Source organism: Streptantibioticus parmotrematis (assembly GCF_019890615.1).
GTDB classification, from domain to species: Bacteria; Actinomycetota; Actinomycetes; order Streptomycetales; family Streptomycetaceae; genus Streptantibioticus_D; species Streptantibioticus_D parmotrematis.
Window position 1 is genome coordinate 15,471 of record NZ_JAINVZ010000017.1, and the last position, 18,793, is coordinate 34,263.

An 18,793-nucleotide genomic window follows, 5' to 3' on the forward strand; every position below is an offset into this window, starting at 1 on the left:
GGATGACGACAGTTGGACAGCCGCCGGAGCGCTTCCGCCCGGTCGGCGTCGCCCTGTTCGGCTACGGCGCCTGGGGCGGCAACCACGCACGTGTGCTGTCGTCCACCGGCGACGCGCGGTTGAGCGGGATAGTCGAGCCCGACCCGGAGCGCCGCGAGGCCGCCCGTGCGGCGCACCCGGACGTCCCGGTGTGGCGGGACGCGACTGCCGCCCTGCGCGATCCCGAGGTGGAGGCGGTCGTGGTCGCCACGCCCGCGCACACCCACGCGCGGGTCGCCGAGGAGGTCGTCACCGCCGGGCGGCACGTGCTGGTCGAGAAGCCGTTCGCGACCCGCGGACGCGACGCGCAGCAGGTGGCACGGCGGGCGCGCGCGGCGGGCGTGGTGTCGATGGCCGGGCACACCTTCCTGTACGCGCAGCCGGTGCTCAACATCGCCCGGATCCTGCGGGAAGGCCTGCTGGACGCACCGGTGTTCGTACGCAGCGAGCGGCTGGGCAGCCGCAGGCGCGCCGACTGCGGCGCGTTGTGGAACCTGGCGCCGCACGACGTGTCGATCCTGCTGCATCTGCTGGACTCGCCGGTCGCCGAGGTGTCCGCCCGCAGCCACGTCTTCCGCTCCGGCGGCTCCGCCGGCCACGACGACGCGACCAGCGTCGACCTGACCTTCGAGTCCGGCGCGGCGGCCGCGGTGCAGGTCTCCTGGCGCAGCGCCGGCAAGCGCCGTGCGTTGTCCGTGCTGGGTGAGACGTGGTCGATGGAGTACCTGAACCGGTCCGGCGGCGACCACCTCGCGCTCGACTGCGGACCCGCGGCGGCCGACCAGGACGCGCTGCGCCAACTGCTCTACGAGGGCTGCGAGTTGGCCGACGGCGGCGTGCGCTACCGGGAGCCGCTCCAGGCCGAGGTGGAGCACTTCGCACGGTGCTGCCGCACCGGTGAGACGCCGCGCACCGGCGCGCGGCACGCGATCGAGACGGCGCGGGTCCTGGAGGCCGCCGAGCGGTCGGCGGCCGAGGGCGGGGCCCCGGTGCGGCTGGCAGCCGGGAAGGAACTGGCCGCGTGACCGCGGTGAGCGCCGAACCCGGCGTCGTTCTGCTGGAGTCCGCCCACGGCCTGTGCCGCCTGGTGTCGGCGCGCCCGTTCGACCCCGCGGCGACCCCGGCCGCGCCGTGGAGCCCGGGACTGCGGGTGCTGCCGGACGCCGAGCGCGACGCGGCCGGTCCCGAGGTGCTGACCTGCTGGTACGAGGACGCTGGTCCGGCCGGGCTGTGCTGGGAGGACGGCGGGGTGCGCGTGCGCCTGCCGTGGCAGGACACCGCGGGCGGCGCCGAGATCGGCTATGTCGCCGCGGTCCTGATGGAACGGGACCGCCAGCGGCACGGCTACTTCACCCTGCACTCCGCCTCGGCGGCGCTCGGCCGGTCCGGGGTCCTGCTGCTGGGCAAGGAGGGCGCGGGCAAGACCAGCGTCCTCACCCACCTGTGCCTCGCGCGGGGCGCCGAGCTGATCGGCAACGACCTCAGCGTGATCGGCGGCCCGGGCCCGCGCTACGAGATCGCGGCCGGGACGCGGTTCCTGTTCCTGCGCCAGGCGTCGGTCAGCCGGTCGATGCGCGCCCTGGACCTCCCGGCCCCCGCCCGGACCGGGCTGGACTCGTGGCGCACCAAGTGGATGGTCGACCCGGCCGATGCGGGCATCTGTGTCGCCGAGGGCCCGCGTCCGCTGGACCACGTGTTCTCGGTGCACGTGGACGAGTCGCAGGACGGGCTGCGCGTCGAGGCGGTCGACGACGCGGCCACACTGCTGCACCTGCACGAGAACGCCGCCCGCTACGTCCGCGGCACCGCCACCCACGTCCTGCACGGGCGGGCCCGCCGTCCGCTCGGCTACCTGCCGAGCCTGGACACCGAGAGCTTCTACCTGCACCGGGTCCGGGTGATCGAGCACCTCGCCACCGAGCTGGGCATCCACTACGTCTCCGGCCCCGCCGCCGCGGTGGCCGCGCACATCGCGGAGGCCGTCCGATGAGCACACCGCCGTTGATCGCCGTGTGCCTGCCCTCGTACGGCGAAGAGGCCACGATCGGCGCGGTGGCGACCGCGGTGGCCGAGGGGCTGCGAGGGCTGGGCGACCGGGCCCGCGTGACGCTGGTGCACGTGGACTGCGGCAGCCCGGACCGCACCGTCGAGCGGTTCGCCGCGCTGCGGCTGCCGGTGCCGACGGTGCAGCGAACCGCCGCGCGCGGCAAGGGCAGTGCGTTGCGCGAGTTCTTCGCGGTGTGCCGGGAGCTGGACGCGCGGTACGCGTTGAGCTTCGACACCGACCTCACCGCGATCACCCCGCGGTGGGTGGCCCGGTTCGCCGAGCCGCTGCTGTCGGGGCGGGCCGGGGCCGTGCTGCCGTCGTATCCGCGCAGCGTCTACGAGGCCAGCGCGACCAACCACCTCGCGGTGCCGGTGGTGTACGCGTGCACCGGCCGGCTCGTTCCGCAGCCGATCGGCGGCGAGTTCGGCATCGACCTGCGCGCGGTCGCGCCGGAACGCGTCGAGTGGACCGGCAGCACGCTGCACTTCGGCGTGGACATCGCGTTGACCTTCGAGATGCTGCGCGACGCCGGGCGGATCGGCCTGGTCGACCCGGGCGTCAAACGCCACAAGCCGAGCTTCTTCCACCTGGAGGAGGTCTTCGGCCAGGTGGCGGAGAGCGCGCTGCGGCTCGCCGGATCGGTGCGCTTCCCCGGCAGCGCCGCGCCACTGACCACCCCCGGGCCCGTACGGCTGTGGCGTGGCGAGTGGACCCATCGGCGCGAGTCCCGGGCCCTGTTCGACCGCGCCCGCGAGACGCTCACCGCCTCCGGCACGGCGGTGCCGGGGTGGGACGATCCCGCACTGCCCGGGTGGGCGGCGGACGCCTGGGCTCCGGCGCTCGCACGGGAGTTGCGCGCCGCCCGCGAGGGGGCCGCTCGTCCGGCCGAGGGGGCCCGGGCGCTCGCCCCGCTGTTCGCGGTCCGTGCGACGAGCTTCTGGCTGGCCGCCGACCGCGAGGGCCTGGGCCAGGCCGAACAAGCCCTGGTCGACCAGGCCGAACGCGTCCGGCGGCTCCTGCTTCCGGTCCGCACCGGCTGACCGGCGACCTCCCGGGGCGGCCGTCCCGCCCCGACCGAACACCCCGTGCGATACACCGACACACTGCGTGAGACAAGGACTGCCATGCACATCTCCAGGACCATGACCCCGGTGCAGGACCTCCCCGTCGAGACGGTGGAGCGCAAGGGCTTCGGGCATCCGGACACACTCGCCGACGGCATCGCGGAAGCCGTGTCCCTGGCGTTCAGCCGGGCCTGCCTCGACGGCGCGCCCGGCGCCGTGCTCCACCACAACGTGGACAAGGTCTACATCGGCGCCGGTCACATCACCCGGCGGTACGGCGCCCACGAGCTGCTCAAGCCCGCCGTGGTGCGCATCAACGGCCGCATGAGCGCGTCGTTCGCCGGGGAGGACCTGGGGATCGAGCGGATCCAGGCCGAGGCGGCCGAGCGCTACCTGTCGGTGTTCGCACCCCACTACCGTGTCGGCGAGAGCATCGTCATCGAGCCCAACGCCACCCAGCACACCAACCGGCCCGACTGGTTCACCCCCAAGAGCCTGGACGACGTGCCCGACGCCAAGGACCCGCGTGCCAGCGACACCGCGCTGTGCGTCGCCCACGCACCGGCGAGCCCCACGGAACACGTCGTGCGGGAGCTGGAGTACGCGTTGTGGGACTGGTCCGGCGACACCCCCCGGCCGCGCTTCTCCGACGTCGGTCAGGACGTGAAGGTCTTCGGCTGGCGCGAGGGCCGCACGTTGGACGTCACCGCGTGCGTGCCGCTGCTGTCGGACTCGGTGGCGTCGCACGACGCGTACCAGGAACGCATCCGCCATCTGGAGTCCGAGCTGCAGGGCATCGCCGACACCCTCGCCGACGGACGGCTCGACGTGCGGACGCGGGTCAACCCGACGACTTCGGGCGAGGGGTACCGGGAGTACATGCTGGCGCTGGGCAGTTGCATCGAGTGCGGCGAGGAGGGCGTCGTCGGCCGCGGCAACGCGCTGAACGGCCTGATCAACCCGCTGCGCCCGCGGTCGATGGAGAGCCCGTTCGGCAAGAACCCCGCGTACCACACCGGCAAGGTGTACGGCCATCTCGCCCAGCAGCTCGCCGACGACGTGCACGAGCGCTTCGGCGTCGCCTGCAGCGTGTGGCTGACCAGCCCCAACGGCTTCCCCCTGCTGCCGCCGCGCAACGTGTGGATCGAGCTGGCCCCCGGAGAAGGGCCCGGCGACCGGGAGTTGACCGACTTCGTGCAGGAGCGGATGGCGGCCTTCCAGGTGCCGGGCGATCTGCTGGTGCAGCGGTTCAGGCGCTGAGGCACGAGCTTCGCCGACGTCGTGTCAATTTCCTGGGTCGCGGGCCTCGGCCCGCAAGCGGGTCAGTACGTCACGGCCCACCCGTTCGAAGTCGGTGTCCCCGACTTCGCGGGCCCAGACGATCGTGGTCATCGCGTGGTGGACACCGCACAGTTCCAGTTGCGCGCGTTCCGCCTCGGTGAAGTCGCGCCCGTACCCGGCCATGAACTCCTCCCGCAGGTCGGGGCGGTGCGGCCACACCTGGTGGCACAGCCTGAGGAAATCCCAGATCCGCGCGTCCGTACGGGAATGCTCGAAATCGATGACGTAGACCCGGTCGCCGTCGATCAGCCAATTGCGTGCCGTATAGTCGCGGTGACACGGTGCCAGTTCCGCTTCCGGATGATCCGCGAGCGCGTGGACCGCTTTCTCGACGAATCGCAACTCCTCGGTGCGGAGAATTCGTTCGGCACGCGGTCGCCACTTCTCGTAGCGCTCGCGGATCACTTCGGCGAAGTCGGTCGTGACGGCGGGGGGCGCCGCCTGATGGAATGCCCGCAGCAGTGCCCCCGCCCGCCGGTGCGTCGCGCGCTCGTCCCGTACGGTCAGCGGCGTGGCGTCCGCCGGGGTGCCGGGCACCGCCGTCACGACGAGGGTGAGCGACGTATCGTCAGCCATGACCAGGCCAGGCGCGCTTCCGGCGAGCGCGGGGACCCAGTCGCGGTAGGCGGTCACCTCGCGGCGGTACGCCTGCGGAGCGGCGTGCCGTTTGGCGAACCAGTGCCGTCCGTCGTCACCCGCCAGTTCGCACACCGCGGTCGTCCCGTCGGGACGGTCGTGGGATGCGGTCACCCGCATATCCGGAAAGGTCGATCGACACCAGGCAGACAATTCACTGATCACGCGGCCGAGCCTATCGCCCGGAAAGCACGACGGGCACGGCATTGCCATGACACGGATATCGACCCCCGTCACACCGGCCGTCCCAAGGCCCCAGATCCCCCAGGGAAAAGACCTCTCATGAGCGCAGCGCCGACCACGGCATTCTCCGCCTTCACCCTCGAACCCTTCCCGCGGATCGCCCCGGGCGACGACCTCGTAGAGGCCATCACGGGCGTCCTGGACGCGCAGGGCGTCGCCCTGGCCGACGGGGACGTCGTCGTCGTGGCGTCCAAGGTCGTCTCGATGGCGGAGCGACGCCACGTGGACCTCGCCACGGTGACGCCCGGCGAGCAGGCCCTCGAACTGTCCGCGCGCACCGGCAAACCGGCCGAGATCGTGCAACTCATCCTCGACGAGTCGACCGACCACTATCTGGCCACCGAACGCGGCCCCATCATCGCCCGCCACAAGCTGGGCCACCAGCTGACCTCCGCCGGGATCGACCGCGAGGGGACAACAGGGGCCTGGCTGCTGCCCGTTGACCCCGACGCGTCCGCCCGCGCACTGCGGGACGCGCTGGCGACGGCGACCGGTGCCCGGGTCGCCGTGGTCATCGCCGACTCCGACGGACGGCCGGACCGCCGCGGCGCGACCGTGATCTCCATCGGCGCGGCAGGGATCGCGCCGCTGCGGGTGACCGAGCACACCGAGCCCGGAGGCAGGACCAAGCGGCAGGAGGAGACCTTCACCGACCTGCTGGCGGGCGCGGCCGGGATCCTGCTCGGCCAGCGCGGCCGGGGAGCCCCGGTGGCCGTGCTGCGCGGCGTCGTCTACGCGCGCGACGACTCCGGCGTCTCGTCCATGCTGCACCACTGAGGGCGGCCTGGTCAGGGGGAATGAGGGGAGCTCATGTCGAAAGGGCCCAGTGTGAAGCGACTGGCCGTGCTGGGGCGGCCGATCGGCCAGGCTCTCTCGCCGGCCTTGCACCGCGCCGCCTATGCCGCGCTCGGACTCCCCTGGCGTTACGGCGCGGTGGACTGCGGCGTGGTCGAACTGCCGTCGTTCCTCGGCTCGTTGGACGACGGCTGGGCGGGACTGTCCCTGACCATGCCGCTCAAGCGGACGGCGGTCCCGCTCCTGGACGAGGTGTCCGACCTCGTGGTGCGGACCGGTTGCGCGAACACGGTGGTGGTGCGGGACGGACGGCTGATCGGCGAGAACACCGATGTGCACGGCATGGTGACCGCGTTGCGCGAGGCCGGGGTCACCCGGCCCGCCTCGGTCACCGTGCTCGGCGCGGGCGCCACGGCCTGCACCGCCCTCGCGGCGGCGCACGCGCTGGGCTGCGAGGAGGTGACCGTGTTCGCACGCGACCCGGCCCGGTCGGGCCCGCTCATGGCCGCGGCCCGGCGGTTGAGTGTGGCGGCCGAGGTCAGGCCGTGGACGCGGGCCCACGAGGGCCTGTCCGCGGCCCTGGTGGTCTCCGCCGTCCCGCCCGCCGCGGCGGACCGGTTGGCGCAAGCGTGGCCCACGACCGCGGGCGCCCTGATGGACGTCGTCTACCGCCCCTGGCCGACCCCCTTGGCGAGGGCGGCGACCCGCTCGGGCAGCGCGGTGGTCCCGGGCCTCCCCATGCTCATCCACCAGGCCGCACGCCAGGTCGTCCTCCAGACGGGCTGCCCCGAAGCGCCGATCGGAGCGATGCGCGATGCCGCACTGACGGCGATGGGGTCGGCGCTGCGGCAGACATAGCGCGCAGGCACAGCACGCCGCCGGCCCAACCGTCCGGGATGCGCCGCACCGTGCTGCTCGTCCCGTGGCCGGGGGCGCGTCCGGCGGGCGGGACAACGCGAGGACCGCTCACACGCGGGCCACGGGAAGGGCCCGGTGTGAGCGGTCCTGCTCCAGGGCGGGGGACCCTGGCAGCGGAGGCACGAGGCTGACAGCGCCGTTCCTCCGGGTCGATGGTCACGCCTCGGCGAACCGTGCCATGGCGCTCTCGTCCTGGTCCCCGCCACCGGTCTGGCCGTCAGCGGTCTCCTGCCCGGTCGCCGCCGCGCCGTCCGCGCCGCCGCGCATCAGGAAGAGCGCGAGGACCGCGGCCCCCACGACGCCCGCCGCACCGATCAGGAAGCTGACGGACATGGCGTGGGTGAAGGCGTTGTGGGCAGCGGTGACCAGCGTCTTGTCACCGGTGCGACCGGCCGTGGCGAGCGCGTCGCTGACCGAGTGCCGGGCCGCCGCGGACGCCGTCCGGGGCATGTGCGAGGTGAAGGTGCTGGACAGGACAGCGCCCAGGACGGCCACGCCGAGCGCGGCGCCCGCCTGCTGGATGGTGTCGTTGAGCGCGGAGCCGACTCCGGCGTGCTCCTCGGGGATGGCGCCCATCATGGCCGCCATCGCCACGGGCATCGCCAGACCGCTGCCCGCGCCCATCAGGCCCATCGCGCCGGCCAGTACGCCCCAGCCGCTGTGCTTCGTCAGGGTGGACAGCACGCGAGGGCCCCTCCGGCGATCCGGTGGGCCGCTGGAACGGTGCCTGCGCCTCCGCGCTGGAGATGGTCTCCGCCCACACCCGCCTGCGGGCTGCGGACGCGTTCTTGGCCGCGGTCGCCCGGGCGAGCGGCTCCAAGGCCCATTTCCTGCTGGACAGGCTCTGCCTGCTGTTCCTGCTCCGCGAGCTGAGTGAGCACACCGGTGACCTCCTCGCCGAGGGCCACCTGACGCCGGATGGTCAAGTCCCCCGCGCGACCGCCCGTCGGCCTGCGCGGGGGACTTCGCCCTCACGCGGTCTTCGGCGCCGCCCTCACGCCGTCTTCGGCGCCGCCCGCATGCCGATGTAGACGCAGTCGGTCCCATCGGAGAGCGTGGCGAAGACGACCGGCATCCAGTCGGCGCTGTACGCGCCGGAGCCCGGACCGGCGAACACCTTCTCCGACACCGGCGCCAGGTCCATCTCCAGCGGAGGGGAGAAGTCCTTCATCCCGTCGACGAACTCGTACACCAGGTGGGCGGTGCCGTCGCGGTCGGTGACGGTGATGCGCACGCCCTCGCGCAGATAGGTGCCGACGAGCGGCGCCACGTCCACGGCCGGCGGCTGCTCGGGCGGCCCGAAGGGCTCGGGCATCCGCACTCCGGCCAGCTCGTCCAGCAGTTCGCCGAACAGCTCCTCGTACAGACGGCGGGCGTCACCGCCGTTGGTCAGCAGCACGAGGGCGACGCCGGCCCGCGGCACCACGCGCAGGAAGCCGTACTGCCCGATGGAGGCGCCGTCATGGCCGAACCCCGGGGTGCCGGACCAGTCGTAGAGCGTCCAGCCCAGGCCCCAACCGTCCGCGCTCACGGTCCACTTGTCCGGGACGTCGGCCTCCCGGTGCCGCATCGCCGCCACGCTCGCGGCGCCCAGCAGCCGCGTTCCGTCCGGCGCCGTGCCGTCCGCGAGGTGCATCCGCGCGAACCGGGCGACGTCGCCCGCGGTGGCCAGCACCCTGCCGTAGGGACCCGCCGAGCGCGGCATGAGATCCCAGGCGGGCGCCGGGTCGGGGTCGTGGCCGAGTTCGCCGAGGTGGCCCATCGCCACCCGGTGGGCGAGCGCCTCCTCCGGCAGCGTCATCGTCCCGGTGAGCCCGAGCGGCGTCAGCAGCCGTTCCTTGAGCGCGTCGTCCCAGGTCTGCCCGGTCAGCACCTCCACCACCCGGCCCAGGACGTTGTACCCGAGGCTGCTGTACGAGACGGCCGTGCCGGGCGGGCAATCCAGGCCGACATGCCGGGCGGCCTCCACGTACCGGGCGAGGCAGTCGTCACCGCGCCCGGAGTCGAAGGTGAAGTCACAGGTGAGGCCGCTGCGGTGGGACAGAAGCTGCCGTGGCGTGATCGTCTCCGTGGCGAGCGGATCCCCGACCACGAAGTCCGGCAGCACGTCCTTGACAGGCGCGTCCAGGTCGATCCGGCCCTCGTCGGCCAGTTGCATGACGAGTGACGCGGTGTAGACCTTGGCGAGCGAGCCCAGCTGGAAGATGGAGTCGGTGGTCGCCTCGACGCCGGTGCCGCGGTGCAGGAGTCCGCTGGCGAACTCGTGGACGTCGCCGTCCACCAGGACCGCCACGGAGGCACCGGGAACTTGGTAGGTGTCGCGCAGCCGGTCGAGCCTGGCCTGCCAGTGATCGAGGTAGAAGGCATGGCCCGCCGAGTCGCGCGTCCCCCAGCGGCCCTTCGCCTGCCAATTCCCCCTGGCGTCCCAGCTCACGGTTTCCGGCATGGCTCCTCCTCGCGATCGCACGGCCCCCGTTCTTCGGTACGCCGTACCCTGATGCGCACACTGTACGCACAGCCCTTCGGCACTCGCAAGGCGTGACCTTCCGGACACGTCCGGAACGCGCCGGCACCGGCGTCACGGCCATCACCATCGCGACGGGACCGATTCACCCGTACGCAGATGCGTATGGTGTGCGCTAAAGTGAACGCAGAGTCGTCAGCCGAAGAGGAGGAGGTTCGCATGCCTTCCGATGCGCAGGTGATCCCATCGGTGTGGACCCGGCCCCGGCGCGTGAGAGAACAGCCCGCGCTGAGCCGGGAGCAGATCGTGGCCCAGGCGGTGCAGTTGCTCGACGCCGAGGGGATCGACGCGCTCAGCATGCGCAAGCTCGGCAACCGACTCGGCGCCGGAGCCACCTCCCTGTACCGGCACGTCGCCAACAAGGACGAGCTGATCGAGCTGGCCGTGGACGAGACCTACGGCGAGGTCGAGTTCCCGCCGCCCGCCGAGGACGCCCAGTGGCGCGAGGCCGTCGTCGCGTGCGCGCAGAGCCTGCGGGCGACCATCCTGCGCCACCCCTGGATCGCCTCCGTACTCGGCGAGATGGGCATGTCCTACCTCGGGCCGAACTGGATGCAGCTGTCCGACGCGCTCCTCGCCCCCTTCGAGCGGGCGGGCCTTCCCACGGAGGAGGCCGACCACGCGGTGGCCACGGTCATCGCGTACGTCACCGGCATGGCCACCAGCGAGGCCGCCTGGCTGACGGTGCTCGCCCGCAGCGGCCAGGACGAGCAGGAGTGGGTGGAACGCCTGTGGCCCGCGGCGGAAGAGGCCGCGCAGTCCTACCCGCGTCTTCGTGATTCCTACGCGCAGCAGCGTGGCAAGTCCCCTCGCGCGGCCCGCGAGGAGGGCTTCGCCTACGGCCTCGACCGCATCCTCGACGGCCTGGCCACCCGCCTCGGCGCGACCACCGCGTAGCCAACGGTTCGACGCACCCGGTACCAACGGCGCGCCCGGTACGACCAGCGACGGCCAACTCCCCGTGCTCCGCGCCGTCAAGCAGGCCCACACCGACACGAGGTGCGGACCGTGCGCCGATCCGGTCAAGGCCGTACGTGTCGAACTGCTGCTCCGGCTTGCCGGTGGATCCCACCTTCACCACGGGTCGCAGGCCCTGGAATCCGAGGACATACAGTCGGCCGCCCTCCTCCTCCGCGCTGGTCGCCCCGGCCCAGGTCGCCGAAATCTGCGCCGGCGCCGCGGTCGACGAAGGCCGGTGGCGGCACCCGGTTCGCCTGATCCGCTTGCGCCCGGACATCACACCCGGCGACGTCGCGCAGTCCGGCACCGGCAACGGCGGGCCGTCGACCAGCGGTGGCGGCCGGCGGCTCCTGGGTGACCGCAGAACGCGCCCGCAGCACGGCCGACGCGGTGGCGACGATCGAACGCGACCGGTGGCACGGAGAACTGACTCCCCGCCTGGCGCTGCGCATCGGCGGCGGGCTCGATCTGCGCCTGACGGTGCGCTTCGAGGCCCGACCGGCCTGCACCGATTCGACGAGGCACGGGTGACGATCCGCGACGACCGCGAAGACCCGTTCTTCGGTGGGGGGAGAAGTTGTCGAGCACGATCGCGATACGGATCTTGGGCGGGTAGAGGCTGCGCAAGTAGCGGCAGAATTCCAGGCACCTAGTGCGGTTCTTCCTCGGCTACCGGGGCTACCGGCCGCATGCCCGCCTCGATGACGGGCAGGCCCAGCTGGCGACTCTGGCCGTGGTGACGGCCCCAGGCCGGGTGGGCCCGGGTCGGCAATCCCTGACGGTGTACCGGTTTCCGCCGGTGTGCCGGGTTTCCCACCTCATCGTGTTGTCATCTTTACGCCACTGTCTTGTTTTTCCCATGACAGGTTCATGCCCGTAGGCCTAGGTTCCTCGGCACCGCGAGCGATCCACAGGCAACACCAAGGAATCGCTCCGGCGAGCTCACCGTGTCGGCACTCCGCCCTTCACCGGGCGGAGTGCCGACACGGCCCCCACTGAGTGTCGAGGAGCGAGAAATGATGCGTCCGCGCATAGCCGTTGGCGTCGCCGCCGCGATCGCCCTGTCCTGCCTGACCCCCGCCCTCACGGCGGCCACCGCGACGGCGGCCGACCAGACCACCGCCTCCCACGCCCACCACCTGGTGCACGGCATGGGCCTCAACCTCAAAGAGGTGCGCGCCGAACAAGCCAACGCCGTCACGGCGGGCCACGCGCAGGCCGTGTTCCAGCGCTCCGGTGCCGCGCCGGCCAGCGCGGACCTGAGCAAGTACGCCCTCTCGCCCGGCGACCAGGGCCAGGTCGGCGCCTGCGTCGCCTGGGCCACCGGCTACTCCGCCTACGGCATCGTGATGAACGAACAGGGCATCAGCGGCGCGCCGATGGCCCCCATGTACATCTACGCGCAGATCGCCAAGGGCGACGACGAGGGCACCACCGCCAGCGTGGCGCTGCCCATGGAGCGGAAGCAGGGCATCGACACCCAGTCCGACTACTGGCAGGGCACCAGCGACTACACCACCCAGCCGGACGCCAACGAGCGGGCCAACGCGGCCCACTACAAGCTCTCCGGCTTCAACACGCTTCCCACCAGCGGCAGCTCCGCCCGCTCGGGCATCGAGAACGCCATCTCCCAGGGCGAGCCCGTGGTGATCGGCTTCCAGGTCCACCAGAGCTTCGAGGACCTCAACTCCCAGACCGCGTCGGACTACAGCTACCTGCCCGGCGACTCCTCCAGCGACCCGATCCTCGGCGGTCACGAGGTGACCATCGTGGGGTACAACAGCCAGGGCGTGAAGATCGAGAACAGCTGGGGCACCAGCTGGGGCGACGGCGGATTCTTCACCGTCCCGTGGGACTTCTTCAACACCGGTGACATCATGGAGGTCCACTCCGTCGGCAAGCTCAGCACCCAGGGCTGAACCCTGAAGGCCACGTGACGGCCGTGTTCCCGCGACTGCCGCTGCCGTACCGGACTCCACATCCGGTGTCGGTAGCGGCAGTTGCCGTCCGTCCAGGACGCGCCCGGCCCCGAGCATGCGCCGGATCCCACGACGAGGGTTCCATCGCACCACTCAGGGCCGAGCCGGGCAGGTCGATCTCCGCTGAGCGGACAAACACGTGAAGCTCCAGGCGGACAGGTGGACTTGGCCGACAACCCGTCTACGAGGACCGTGCAGACACACTCACTGCTCCAGCGCTCGCCGTCGAGGTCGCGGTCGACGAGACGCACCTCCCGCCGCGTGCCCAGGCGTTCGCACACGCTCCACCGAGCTGGCGCTGAGCACGTCGAGGCGGGCGAACAGTCGGTGCACGGCCAGTTCGTCGAACACCTGCCCCGCGACGGCCCGGGCCGCCTCGGCCGCGTAGCCCAGGCCGCGCGGGTTCCTCAGCTCCTGAGCGCGACCTCGGGGCTGCTCCCGGTCGGCAGAGGCTGGCTCGGGCAGGTGGCCAGCACCTTGTTCATCGCCGACTTCTGCGACGGTGTCACCCACAGCCGGTACTTGACCTTGACCGCGATCTGCCGGGCCACGTACTCGCACCGGTACCCGGTGGCCGGCGGGAGCCATCGCGAGGCGTCGTCATCGCCTTCGTCGTCGTTGGCCGCCCCGTCGACCGCGTCCAGGTTCAACGGGTCGTTGGCCAGCTCTTCGCGCTGCGCCTGCGTCAGGTTTGCGGCACCGGTAGTCCATACGTCGCCCAGGGCCGCCATGTGGTCGATCCGCACCGCGCTCGACGTCTCGCGGCCGCGGGTGACGTGGATCGTGCGGTTGGTGTACGGGTCGTCCAGGGTCCCGGAGACGACCTTGCACCGGCCGTCCAGCCGGATGCCGGTCAGATCGCGACGCAGGATGTCATCCCGGGTGTCGCAGCCGTTGTGCCCACCCGGCGCGCTGGTGTCGTCGCTCCAGGCCGGCCCGAAGTCCTTGACCCGGTCGTAGCAGCGGACCGGGGCCTCCGGCGACACCCGCAGTTCTCCGAGCGCGGTCACCGCCCGGCCTGGCGAACCTCCGAGGCGGTCTTCGCATCAGCTCCCGACGAGCCCTGGCACCCCGCCAGCGCCACGATGGGCCCCAAACTGGTCTCAGAGGCAACCGCCGTTCGCCACCTCCGCATCGTGCGCCGAGAGCACGAAAAAGCCCGCTGGCCTGGAGGTTCGACCTCCGCCAGCGGGCTTCTCGCACCGTCGGGACGACAGGATTTGAACCTGCGACCCCTTGACCCCCAGTCAAGTGCGCTACCAAGCTGCGCCACGTCCCGGTGCTCGTGTCGGTCGGGGGTGTCCCCGGCTGACCGCGCACGAGAACAATACCGCACTCCGGAGGCTGGTCGCTCGCACCCCGGGCGGGTGATCGAGGTGGCACGGAGCGTGATCGCCGCACCTCTCAGCGTTCGCGGGGGCGGGGCGGAGTGTCGCCCAGGAGGTAGCGGGCTCCGGGGCCCTTCGTCGCCGCCTGGTCGGACGGGTTGTACAGGGCGCACTTGGTCAGCGACAGGCAGCCACAACCGATGCAGCCCGTGAGGCGGTCGCGCAGGGCGCGCAGGGACTCGATGTGGGCGTCGATGCGGCGCTGCCAGGAGCGGGCGACCTTCGCCCACTCGGTGGCGTTCGGCGTGCGGTCGGCCGGTAGTTCCGCGAGCGCCGCGCGGACCTCGTCCAACGACAGGCCTACCTGCCGCGCGGCCCTGATGAAGGCCAGCCGGCGCAGCGTGGGGCGGGGGTAGCGGCGCTGGCCGCCGGCGGTGCGTTCGGCGTGGATCAGGCCGAGGTCCTCGTAGTAGCGCAACGCGGACGTGGCGAGGCCGCTGCGGGCGGCGAGTTCGCCGATGGTCAGGCGGTCGGGGGCGGACATGCCGTGATGCTAGCGCTTGACTTCAAGTTCGCTTGAAGTTGCAGGCTTCACCCATGACCTCGACACCGACGTCCACCACCGTCAAGTGGCCTTCCCCGCAGGCCACTTCCCCGTACTCGTACGACGACCTGCGCCGCCTGATGTCACTCATGACCGGCGACGAGAAGCACGGGCCCGCCGCCACCTCCACCCTCGACGTCCTGTGGGTGCTCTACGACCGCGTGCTCCGCGTCTCCCCCGAAACCGCCGACGCCGCCGACCGGGACCGCTTCCTGCTGTCCAAGGGGCACGGCCCGATGGCGTACTACGCGGTCCTGGTCGCCAAGGGCTTCCTGCCCGAGGCGTGGCTGTCCGGCTTCGGCGGCTTCGACTCGCCGCTCGGCCACCACCCCGACCGCACCCTCGTGCCCGGCGTCGAGATCGGGTCGGGCTCGCTGGGGCACGGCCTGCCCCTCGCCGTCGGCACCGCGCTCGGCCTGCGGGCCCAGGGGCTCGACGCGGCCCGCACCTGGGTCCTGGTCGGCGACGCGGAGATGGACGAGGGCAGCAACCACGAGGCGATCGCCTTCGCGGGCGCCGTCGGGCTCGACGGCCTGCGCGTCGTCGCCGTCGACAACTCCTCCGCCACCTACGGCTGGCGCGGCGGCCTCGCCTCGCGCTTCACCGCCGAGGGCTGGTCCGCACTCACGGTCGACGGGCGCGACCACGCGGCGCTGTACGAGGCGTTCACCGCCCCGCACCCCGGCCGCCCGCACGCCGTGATCGCCCGCGTCGAGCCCAAGAGGGCTTGACCCTCCGGCCCGGGCCCGCCCGGCCCGGGTTCGCCCGGCCCGGGTTCGCCCGGCTCCCGCTCCGCTCCGCGCCTCGGCCCGATCCACGTCAGGTCCACCTGATCAACGCCAGGTCCCGCCTGATCAACGTACGGCGACTTGTCGACTTACCTCCTTCCGCGGTCACCAGCCCCACCACCCACGAGGACCCCATGGACACCATGCGTGAACGCTTCGCCACCACCGCCTCCCGGCTGCTCGACGAGGACCCCCGGCTCGCCGTGGTGCTCGCGGTCATCTCGTCGGACCGCTTCAAGGACGCCGCCCGCGCCCATCCCGACCGGGTGATCGACGTCGGGATCCGCGAGCAGCTGCTGGTCGGCGCGACCGGCGGGCTGGCCCTCGCCGGGATGCGGCCGATCGCCCACACCTTCGCCAGCTTCCTCGTGGAGCGCCCGTTCGAGCAGGTCAAGCTGGACCTGGACCACCAGGACGTGGGGGCGGTGCTGGTCAGCGCGGGCGGTTCGTACGACATCGCGGCGGGCGGTCGCACCCACCAGGCGCCCGGTGACGTCGCCCTGCTCGACACGCTCGACGGCTGGACGGTGCACGTCCCCGGTCACCCGGACGAGGCGGAGGCGCTGCTGCGGCACGCGGCGGCGGACGGCGACCACCGCGTCTACGTGCGGCTCGGCGAACAGTCCAACCGCGATCCCCTCCACGTGCCGCCCGGCGTCTTCCGGACCGTCCGCACCGGCGGGGCGGGCGTCGTCCTGGCGGTCGGGCCGATGCTCGACGCGACGCTCGAAGCGGTCGAGGGGCTGGACGTCAGCGTGCTGTACGCGTCCACCGTGCGGCCCTTCGACGCCCACACTCTGCGGGCCGAGGTGCGCCGCGCCGGGGCCGCCGACGTGGTGCTCGTCGAGCCGTACCTCGCGGGGACCTCGGTGCCGTACGCGGCCGAGGCACTGGCCGACACCCCGCACCGCCTGCTCGGCCTGGGCACCGCCCGGCGGGAACTGCGCCGCTACGGCACATGGGCGGAACACGTCACGGCGCACGGCCTGGACCCGGCCGGGCTGCGCAGCCGGATCACCGCCTTCCTCCGTTGAGCCGGTGCCGGATCACCGCCTTCCTCCGCTGAGCCGGTGCCGGACCACCGCCTTCCTGCGCTGAGCCCGCGCCGCCCGCGCCCCCGCTCGCGCCGAAAGCGGCTCGTCAGGCCAACGCGCCCCCTCACAGCCACCCCCTGCGCGCCGCCTGCACCCCCGCCTGGAAGCGGGTGGTCGCGCCGAGCCTGGCCTGCAACGCGGAGACCCGGCGCACGACCGTGCGGCGGCCCAGGCCCAGCCGTCTGGCGATCGCGTCGTCGGTGGCGCCGCTGGCCATCAGGGTGAGGATCTGGTGGTCGCGGGCGTCCAGCTCCGGATGGGCGCCCGCCGCCGACGCGGGCACGGCGAGCGTCCAGAGCGTCTCGAACACGTTGGACAACGCCGTCAGCAGGCCGGACGGCCGCACCAGCAGGGCGACGATGCCGTCGTGGTCGTCGGCCCTCAGCGTCACCACGGCCAGGTCGTCGTCGCCGATCAGCAGCTTCATCGGCGGCTCGTCCAGGGTCCTGGCCTGCTCCCCCGCGGCGATCATGCGGGCCATGTTGGGCCCGGCCACCGGGTCGTCGAACGCGGAGCCGTCGTAGAGCGTGCGGTAGACGATACCGGCCGCCATCCGGTCGCGTTGCGTGGTCTCCTGGTCGAGGTAGTAGTCCGAGGTCCCCGCGTACGGCGGCACGTCGATGACCCGTATCTGCTGCCGGGCGGAGCGCTGCAACCGCTGGATGGCACCCAGTACCCGGGCGGTGCCGTAGGCGACGTCCAGGGCCGGATACCGGGTGGCGTCCCGACGGGCCGAGCGGAAGAGCCGCTCCAGTTCCTCGCCCGCCCGCCGCAGCCCCGCGTGGCGGTCGGCCTCGCGCCGCAGGGCCGCCTCGACCGCCTGGACCGGCGGCAGCGCGTCCCACACCCCGTCCTCCATCGCCACGACGGCGCCCTGCGCGACCAGCCCCTCCAACTGCCGCCGGACGGCGTCCACTTGGAGTCCGGTACGGGCCGCCAGCGCGTCGGCGGTGGCGCACGGGTGGAGCACCAGGGCCCGGTAGACCCGGCCGCGGTCGGAGCCTGGGTCCAGTAAGTCGGGCACGGCAACCCCACCATCGGCGTCGGTACCGGTCGGGCGAACGGTACGGGTCAACCGGCTGACGTTACCGCACGGTTGGCGTGTGTGCGCCGATGGCCCAGATGGGCCGGATCATGTTCTGGCGCGGGGAGGGGGTCGTGCGCTGGGATGGTTCCCGCGAACGCAAACTCTCAAGGGGGGATGATGAGTTCGACGTTTCCCGGCGCACGCCTACCCGGCCCGCGCCCACTCGACCTGCGCCGCGAACCGTCCCGTTCCGTCGGCCCACGCGTCAAGGCCCTGTTCGCCGCGGCCGTCACCCTGCTGGCGATGCTGCTCACCGCGCCGTCCGCGCACGCCGACGAACAGGCGCCGCCGGCCCTGACCGACGCCTACGGCCTCACCCAGGTCGGCGCCGCGACCGGCACGGCCACCGATTTCGTGATTACCGTGACCACCGCCGAGGTGGCGGGACAGCACCACATTCGCGTCATCCTGCCCGCCGACTACGCCGCCGATCCCACGAAGCGCTTCCCGGTGTTCTACCTGCTGCACGGCGCGTCCGACGATCCGGCCGACCCGGGGCTGGCCTTCCCGGCGCTGACTTCCGCCTCGATGATCACGGTGATCCCGGACGGCGGCCTGCGCGGCTGGTACACCGACTGGCTCGACCAGACCACCGCCGCGGGCGCGCAGAACTGGGAGACCTTCCACATCGACCAGGTGATCCCGTTCATCGACGCCAACCTCCGCACCATCGCCACCCGGCAGGGCCGGGCCGTCGGCGGCATCTCGATGGGCGGCTTCGGCGCGCTGCACTACGCGCAGGACCACCCGGACCTCTTCGGCCAGGTCGCCACGTTCTCCGGGGCCGACGACCTGTCGGGGGACGAGGCGGTGATCCGTGGCGCGGTCGTGGCGACGCTCACCGACGCGGGGGTGCCGCTGTGCGGCTCCAGTTCGCTGTCCGGCGCGGGCTGCGCGCTCGACTTCGGGCCGCCGGTCTCCAGCGACGCGATCTTCGGCACGCCGTACCCGGTGCTCAACGCGGACTGGCGCTGGAACGCGGCGGACCCCTCGACCCACATGGCGGCGCTCGCCGGCATGGGCATCTCGCTCTACACCGGCGACGGCGCCGGGAATCCCACCGACCCGGAGTTCTGGGTCGAGTCGGCCGCGCACCACGTCAAGGACCACCTGGACGCGCTGGGAATCCCGTACCACTTCCTGGACTACGGCGGCGGGTCCCAGTGGGGCGGCGACTGCCAGGGCGGCCACACGCCGGGCTGCTGGGGGCAGGACCTCGTGGACTTCGTCCCGCGCCTGGAAGCCGCGTTCGCCTCGGCGTCCACGGCCCAGGCCGCTCCGGCCGCGCATCGCTCCTGACGCCCCACCGCCAACGAAGGCACACAACACACCGTCCGAGAAAGGCA

Annotated in this window: 19 protein-coding genes, 1 tRNA gene and 1 pseudogene; 13 read left to right on the top strand and 8 right to left on the bottom strand. The window is 72.5% G+C overall.

The genetic code is table 11. From position 1 onward, the window contains the following. Positions 1 to 2 precede the first annotated feature (2 nt). From K7472_RS22230 to K7472_RS22245, 4 genes are all read left to right on the top strand, one after another. Complete coding sequence (locus tag K7472_RS22230) at positions 3 to 1,064, top strand: Gfo/Idh/MocA family protein (RefSeq protein WP_222980288.1); 1,062 nt, start codon at positions 3 to 5, stop codon at positions 1,062 to 1,064. Further along, positions 1,061 to 2,029, top strand: a complete 969-nt coding sequence (locus tag K7472_RS22235; protein ID WP_222980289.1) for a hypothetical protein — start codon at positions 1,061 to 1,063, stop codon at positions 2,027 to 2,029. The genes K7472_RS22230 and K7472_RS22235 overlap by 4 nt, the downstream gene beginning before the upstream one ends. After that, positions 2,026 to 3,126 (top strand): glycosyltransferase, encoded by a 1,101-nt coding sequence (locus K7472_RS22240; RefSeq protein WP_222980290.1) that lies wholly within the window; start codon positions 2,026 to 2,028, stop codon positions 3,124 to 3,126. The genes K7472_RS22235 and K7472_RS22240 overlap by 4 nt, the downstream gene beginning before the upstream one ends. An 84-nt stretch (positions 3,127 to 3,210) precedes the next feature. Then, complete coding sequence (locus tag K7472_RS22245) at positions 3,211 to 4,410, top strand: methionine adenosyltransferase (RefSeq protein WP_222980291.1); 1,200 nt, start codon at positions 3,211 to 3,213, stop codon at positions 4,408 to 4,410. A gap of 24 nt (positions 4,411 to 4,434) precedes the next feature. Here the strand turns inward: K7472_RS22245 and K7472_RS22250 are convergent, their stop codons facing one another. After that, entirely contained in the window at positions 4,435 to 5,364 is a 930-nt protein-coding gene (locus K7472_RS22250) for a phosphotransferase (protein ID WP_222980292.1), read from the bottom strand. Positions 5,365 to 5,409: 45 nt separating this feature from the next. On the opposite strand from K7472_RS22250, the gene K7472_RS22255 reads away from it, so the two are divergent. Both K7472_RS22255 and K7472_RS22260 read left to right on the top strand, forming a co-directional pair. Next, positions 5,410 to 6,147 carry a coenzyme F420-0:L-glutamate ligase gene (locus K7472_RS22255; protein ID WP_222980293.1) on the top strand — a complete coding sequence of 246 codons (738 nt, stop codon included), beginning with the start codon at positions 5,410 to 5,412 and terminating at the stop codon, positions 6,145 to 6,147. Between the two features lie 33 nt (positions 6,148 to 6,180). Beyond that, complete coding sequence (locus tag K7472_RS22260; RefSeq protein WP_222980294.1) at positions 6,181 to 7,023, top strand: shikimate dehydrogenase; 843 nt, start codon at positions 6,181 to 6,183, stop codon at positions 7,021 to 7,023. Between the two features lie 216 nt (positions 7,024 to 7,239). Here K7472_RS22260 and K7472_RS22265 read toward each other — a convergent pair whose 3' ends face one another. Beyond that, positions 7,240 to 7,767: an MFS transporter gene (locus K7472_RS22265; RefSeq protein ID WP_222980295.1), complete on the bottom strand. Its 528-nt coding sequence runs from the start codon at positions 7,765 to 7,767 to the stop codon at positions 7,240 to 7,242. A 23-nt stretch (positions 7,768 to 7,790) separates the two neighbouring features. Between K7472_RS22265 and K7472_RS22270 the strand changes: the two genes are divergently transcribed. Further along, on the top strand, positions 7,791 to 8,114 hold the full coding sequence (locus K7472_RS22270; protein WP_308014030.1) for an acyl-CoA dehydrogenase: 324 nt from the start codon (positions 7,791 to 7,793) through the stop codon (positions 8,112 to 8,114). Here the strand turns inward: K7472_RS22270 and K7472_RS22275 are convergent. Beyond that, positions 8,078 to 9,529: a serine hydrolase domain-containing protein gene (locus tag K7472_RS22275; RefSeq protein ID WP_222980296.1), complete on the bottom strand. Its 1,452-nt coding sequence runs from the start codon at positions 9,527 to 9,529 to the stop codon at positions 8,078 to 8,080. The two genes, K7472_RS22270 and K7472_RS22275, sit on opposite strands and share 37 nt — an antisense overlap. A gap of 237 nt (positions 9,530 to 9,766) precedes the next feature. Here K7472_RS22275 and K7472_RS22280 point away from each other — a divergent pair, with 237 nt between their 5' ends. Together K7472_RS22280 and K7472_RS22285 are read left to right on the top strand one after the other, a co-directional pair. Continuing rightward, positions 9,767 to 10,504 (top strand): TetR/AcrR family transcriptional regulator C-terminal domain-containing protein, encoded by a 738-nt coding sequence (locus K7472_RS22280; protein WP_222980297.1) that lies wholly within the window; start codon positions 9,767 to 9,769, stop codon positions 10,502 to 10,504. A gap of 417 nt (positions 10,505 to 10,921) precedes the next feature. Next, positions 10,922 to 11,098, top strand: a complete 177-nt coding sequence (locus K7472_RS22285) for a hypothetical protein (RefSeq protein WP_222980298.1) — start codon at positions 10,922 to 10,924, stop codon at positions 11,096 to 11,098. A 24-nt stretch (positions 11,099 to 11,122) separates the two neighbouring features. On the opposite strand, the pseudogene K7472_RS33525 reads toward K7472_RS22285, so the two are convergent. Continuing rightward, positions 11,123 to 11,236 (bottom strand): annotated as a pseudogene (locus K7472_RS33525) (IS630 family transposase); the annotation flags it as partial. Between the two features lie 350 nt (positions 11,237 to 11,586). Between K7472_RS33525 and K7472_RS22290 the strand changes: the two are divergent. Then, complete coding sequence (locus tag K7472_RS22290) at positions 11,587 to 12,486, top strand: C1 family peptidase (protein WP_222980299.1); 900 nt, start codon at positions 11,587 to 11,589, stop codon at positions 12,484 to 12,486. A 467-nt stretch (positions 12,487 to 12,953) separates the two neighbouring features. Here the strand turns inward: K7472_RS22290 and K7472_RS32895 are convergent, their stop codons facing one another. From K7472_RS32895 to soxR, 3 genes are all read right to left on the bottom strand, one after another. Continuing rightward, positions 12,954 to 13,556 (bottom strand): HNH endonuclease family protein, encoded by a 603-nt coding sequence (locus tag K7472_RS32895; protein WP_308014031.1) that lies wholly within the window; start codon positions 13,554 to 13,556, stop codon positions 12,954 to 12,956. 195 nt (positions 13,557 to 13,751) lie between these two features. Then, positions 13,752 to 13,825: transfer RNA gene (locus K7472_RS22300), tRNA-Pro, on the bottom strand. Between the two features lie 125 nt (positions 13,826 to 13,950). Next, a complete protein-coding gene (gene soxR / locus K7472_RS22305) occupies positions 13,951 to 14,418 on the bottom strand; it encodes a redox-sensitive transcriptional activator SoxR (RefSeq protein WP_222980300.1) in 468 nt (155 codons plus the stop codon). 53 nt (positions 14,419 to 14,471) lie between these two features. On the opposite strand from soxR, the gene K7472_RS22310 reads away from it, so the two are divergent. After that, entirely contained in the window at positions 14,472 to 15,209 is a 738-nt protein-coding gene (locus K7472_RS22310; RefSeq protein ID WP_222980301.1) for a thiamine pyrophosphate-binding protein, read from the top strand. Between the two features lie 191 nt (positions 15,210 to 15,400). Then, positions 15,401 to 16,300, top strand: a complete 900-nt coding sequence (locus K7472_RS22315; protein ID WP_222980302.1) for a transketolase family protein — start codon at positions 15,401 to 15,403, stop codon at positions 16,298 to 16,300. A gap of 124 nt (positions 16,301 to 16,424) precedes the next feature. Here the strand turns inward: K7472_RS22315 and K7472_RS33530 are convergent, their stop codons facing one another. Beyond that, positions 16,425 to 17,384 carry a helix-turn-helix transcriptional regulator gene (locus K7472_RS33530; RefSeq protein WP_222980303.1) on the bottom strand — a complete coding sequence of 320 codons (960 nt, stop codon included), beginning with the start codon at positions 17,382 to 17,384 and terminating at the stop codon, positions 16,425 to 16,427. Between the two features lie 306 nt (positions 17,385 to 17,690). On the opposite strand from K7472_RS33530, the gene K7472_RS22325 reads away from it, so the two are divergent. Continuing rightward, on the top strand, positions 17,691 to 18,746 hold the full coding sequence (locus K7472_RS22325) for an alpha/beta hydrolase (protein ID WP_372458023.1): 1,056 nt from the start codon (positions 17,691 to 17,693) through the stop codon (positions 18,744 to 18,746). The last annotated feature ends 47 nt before the right edge of the window (positions 18,747 to 18,793 follow it).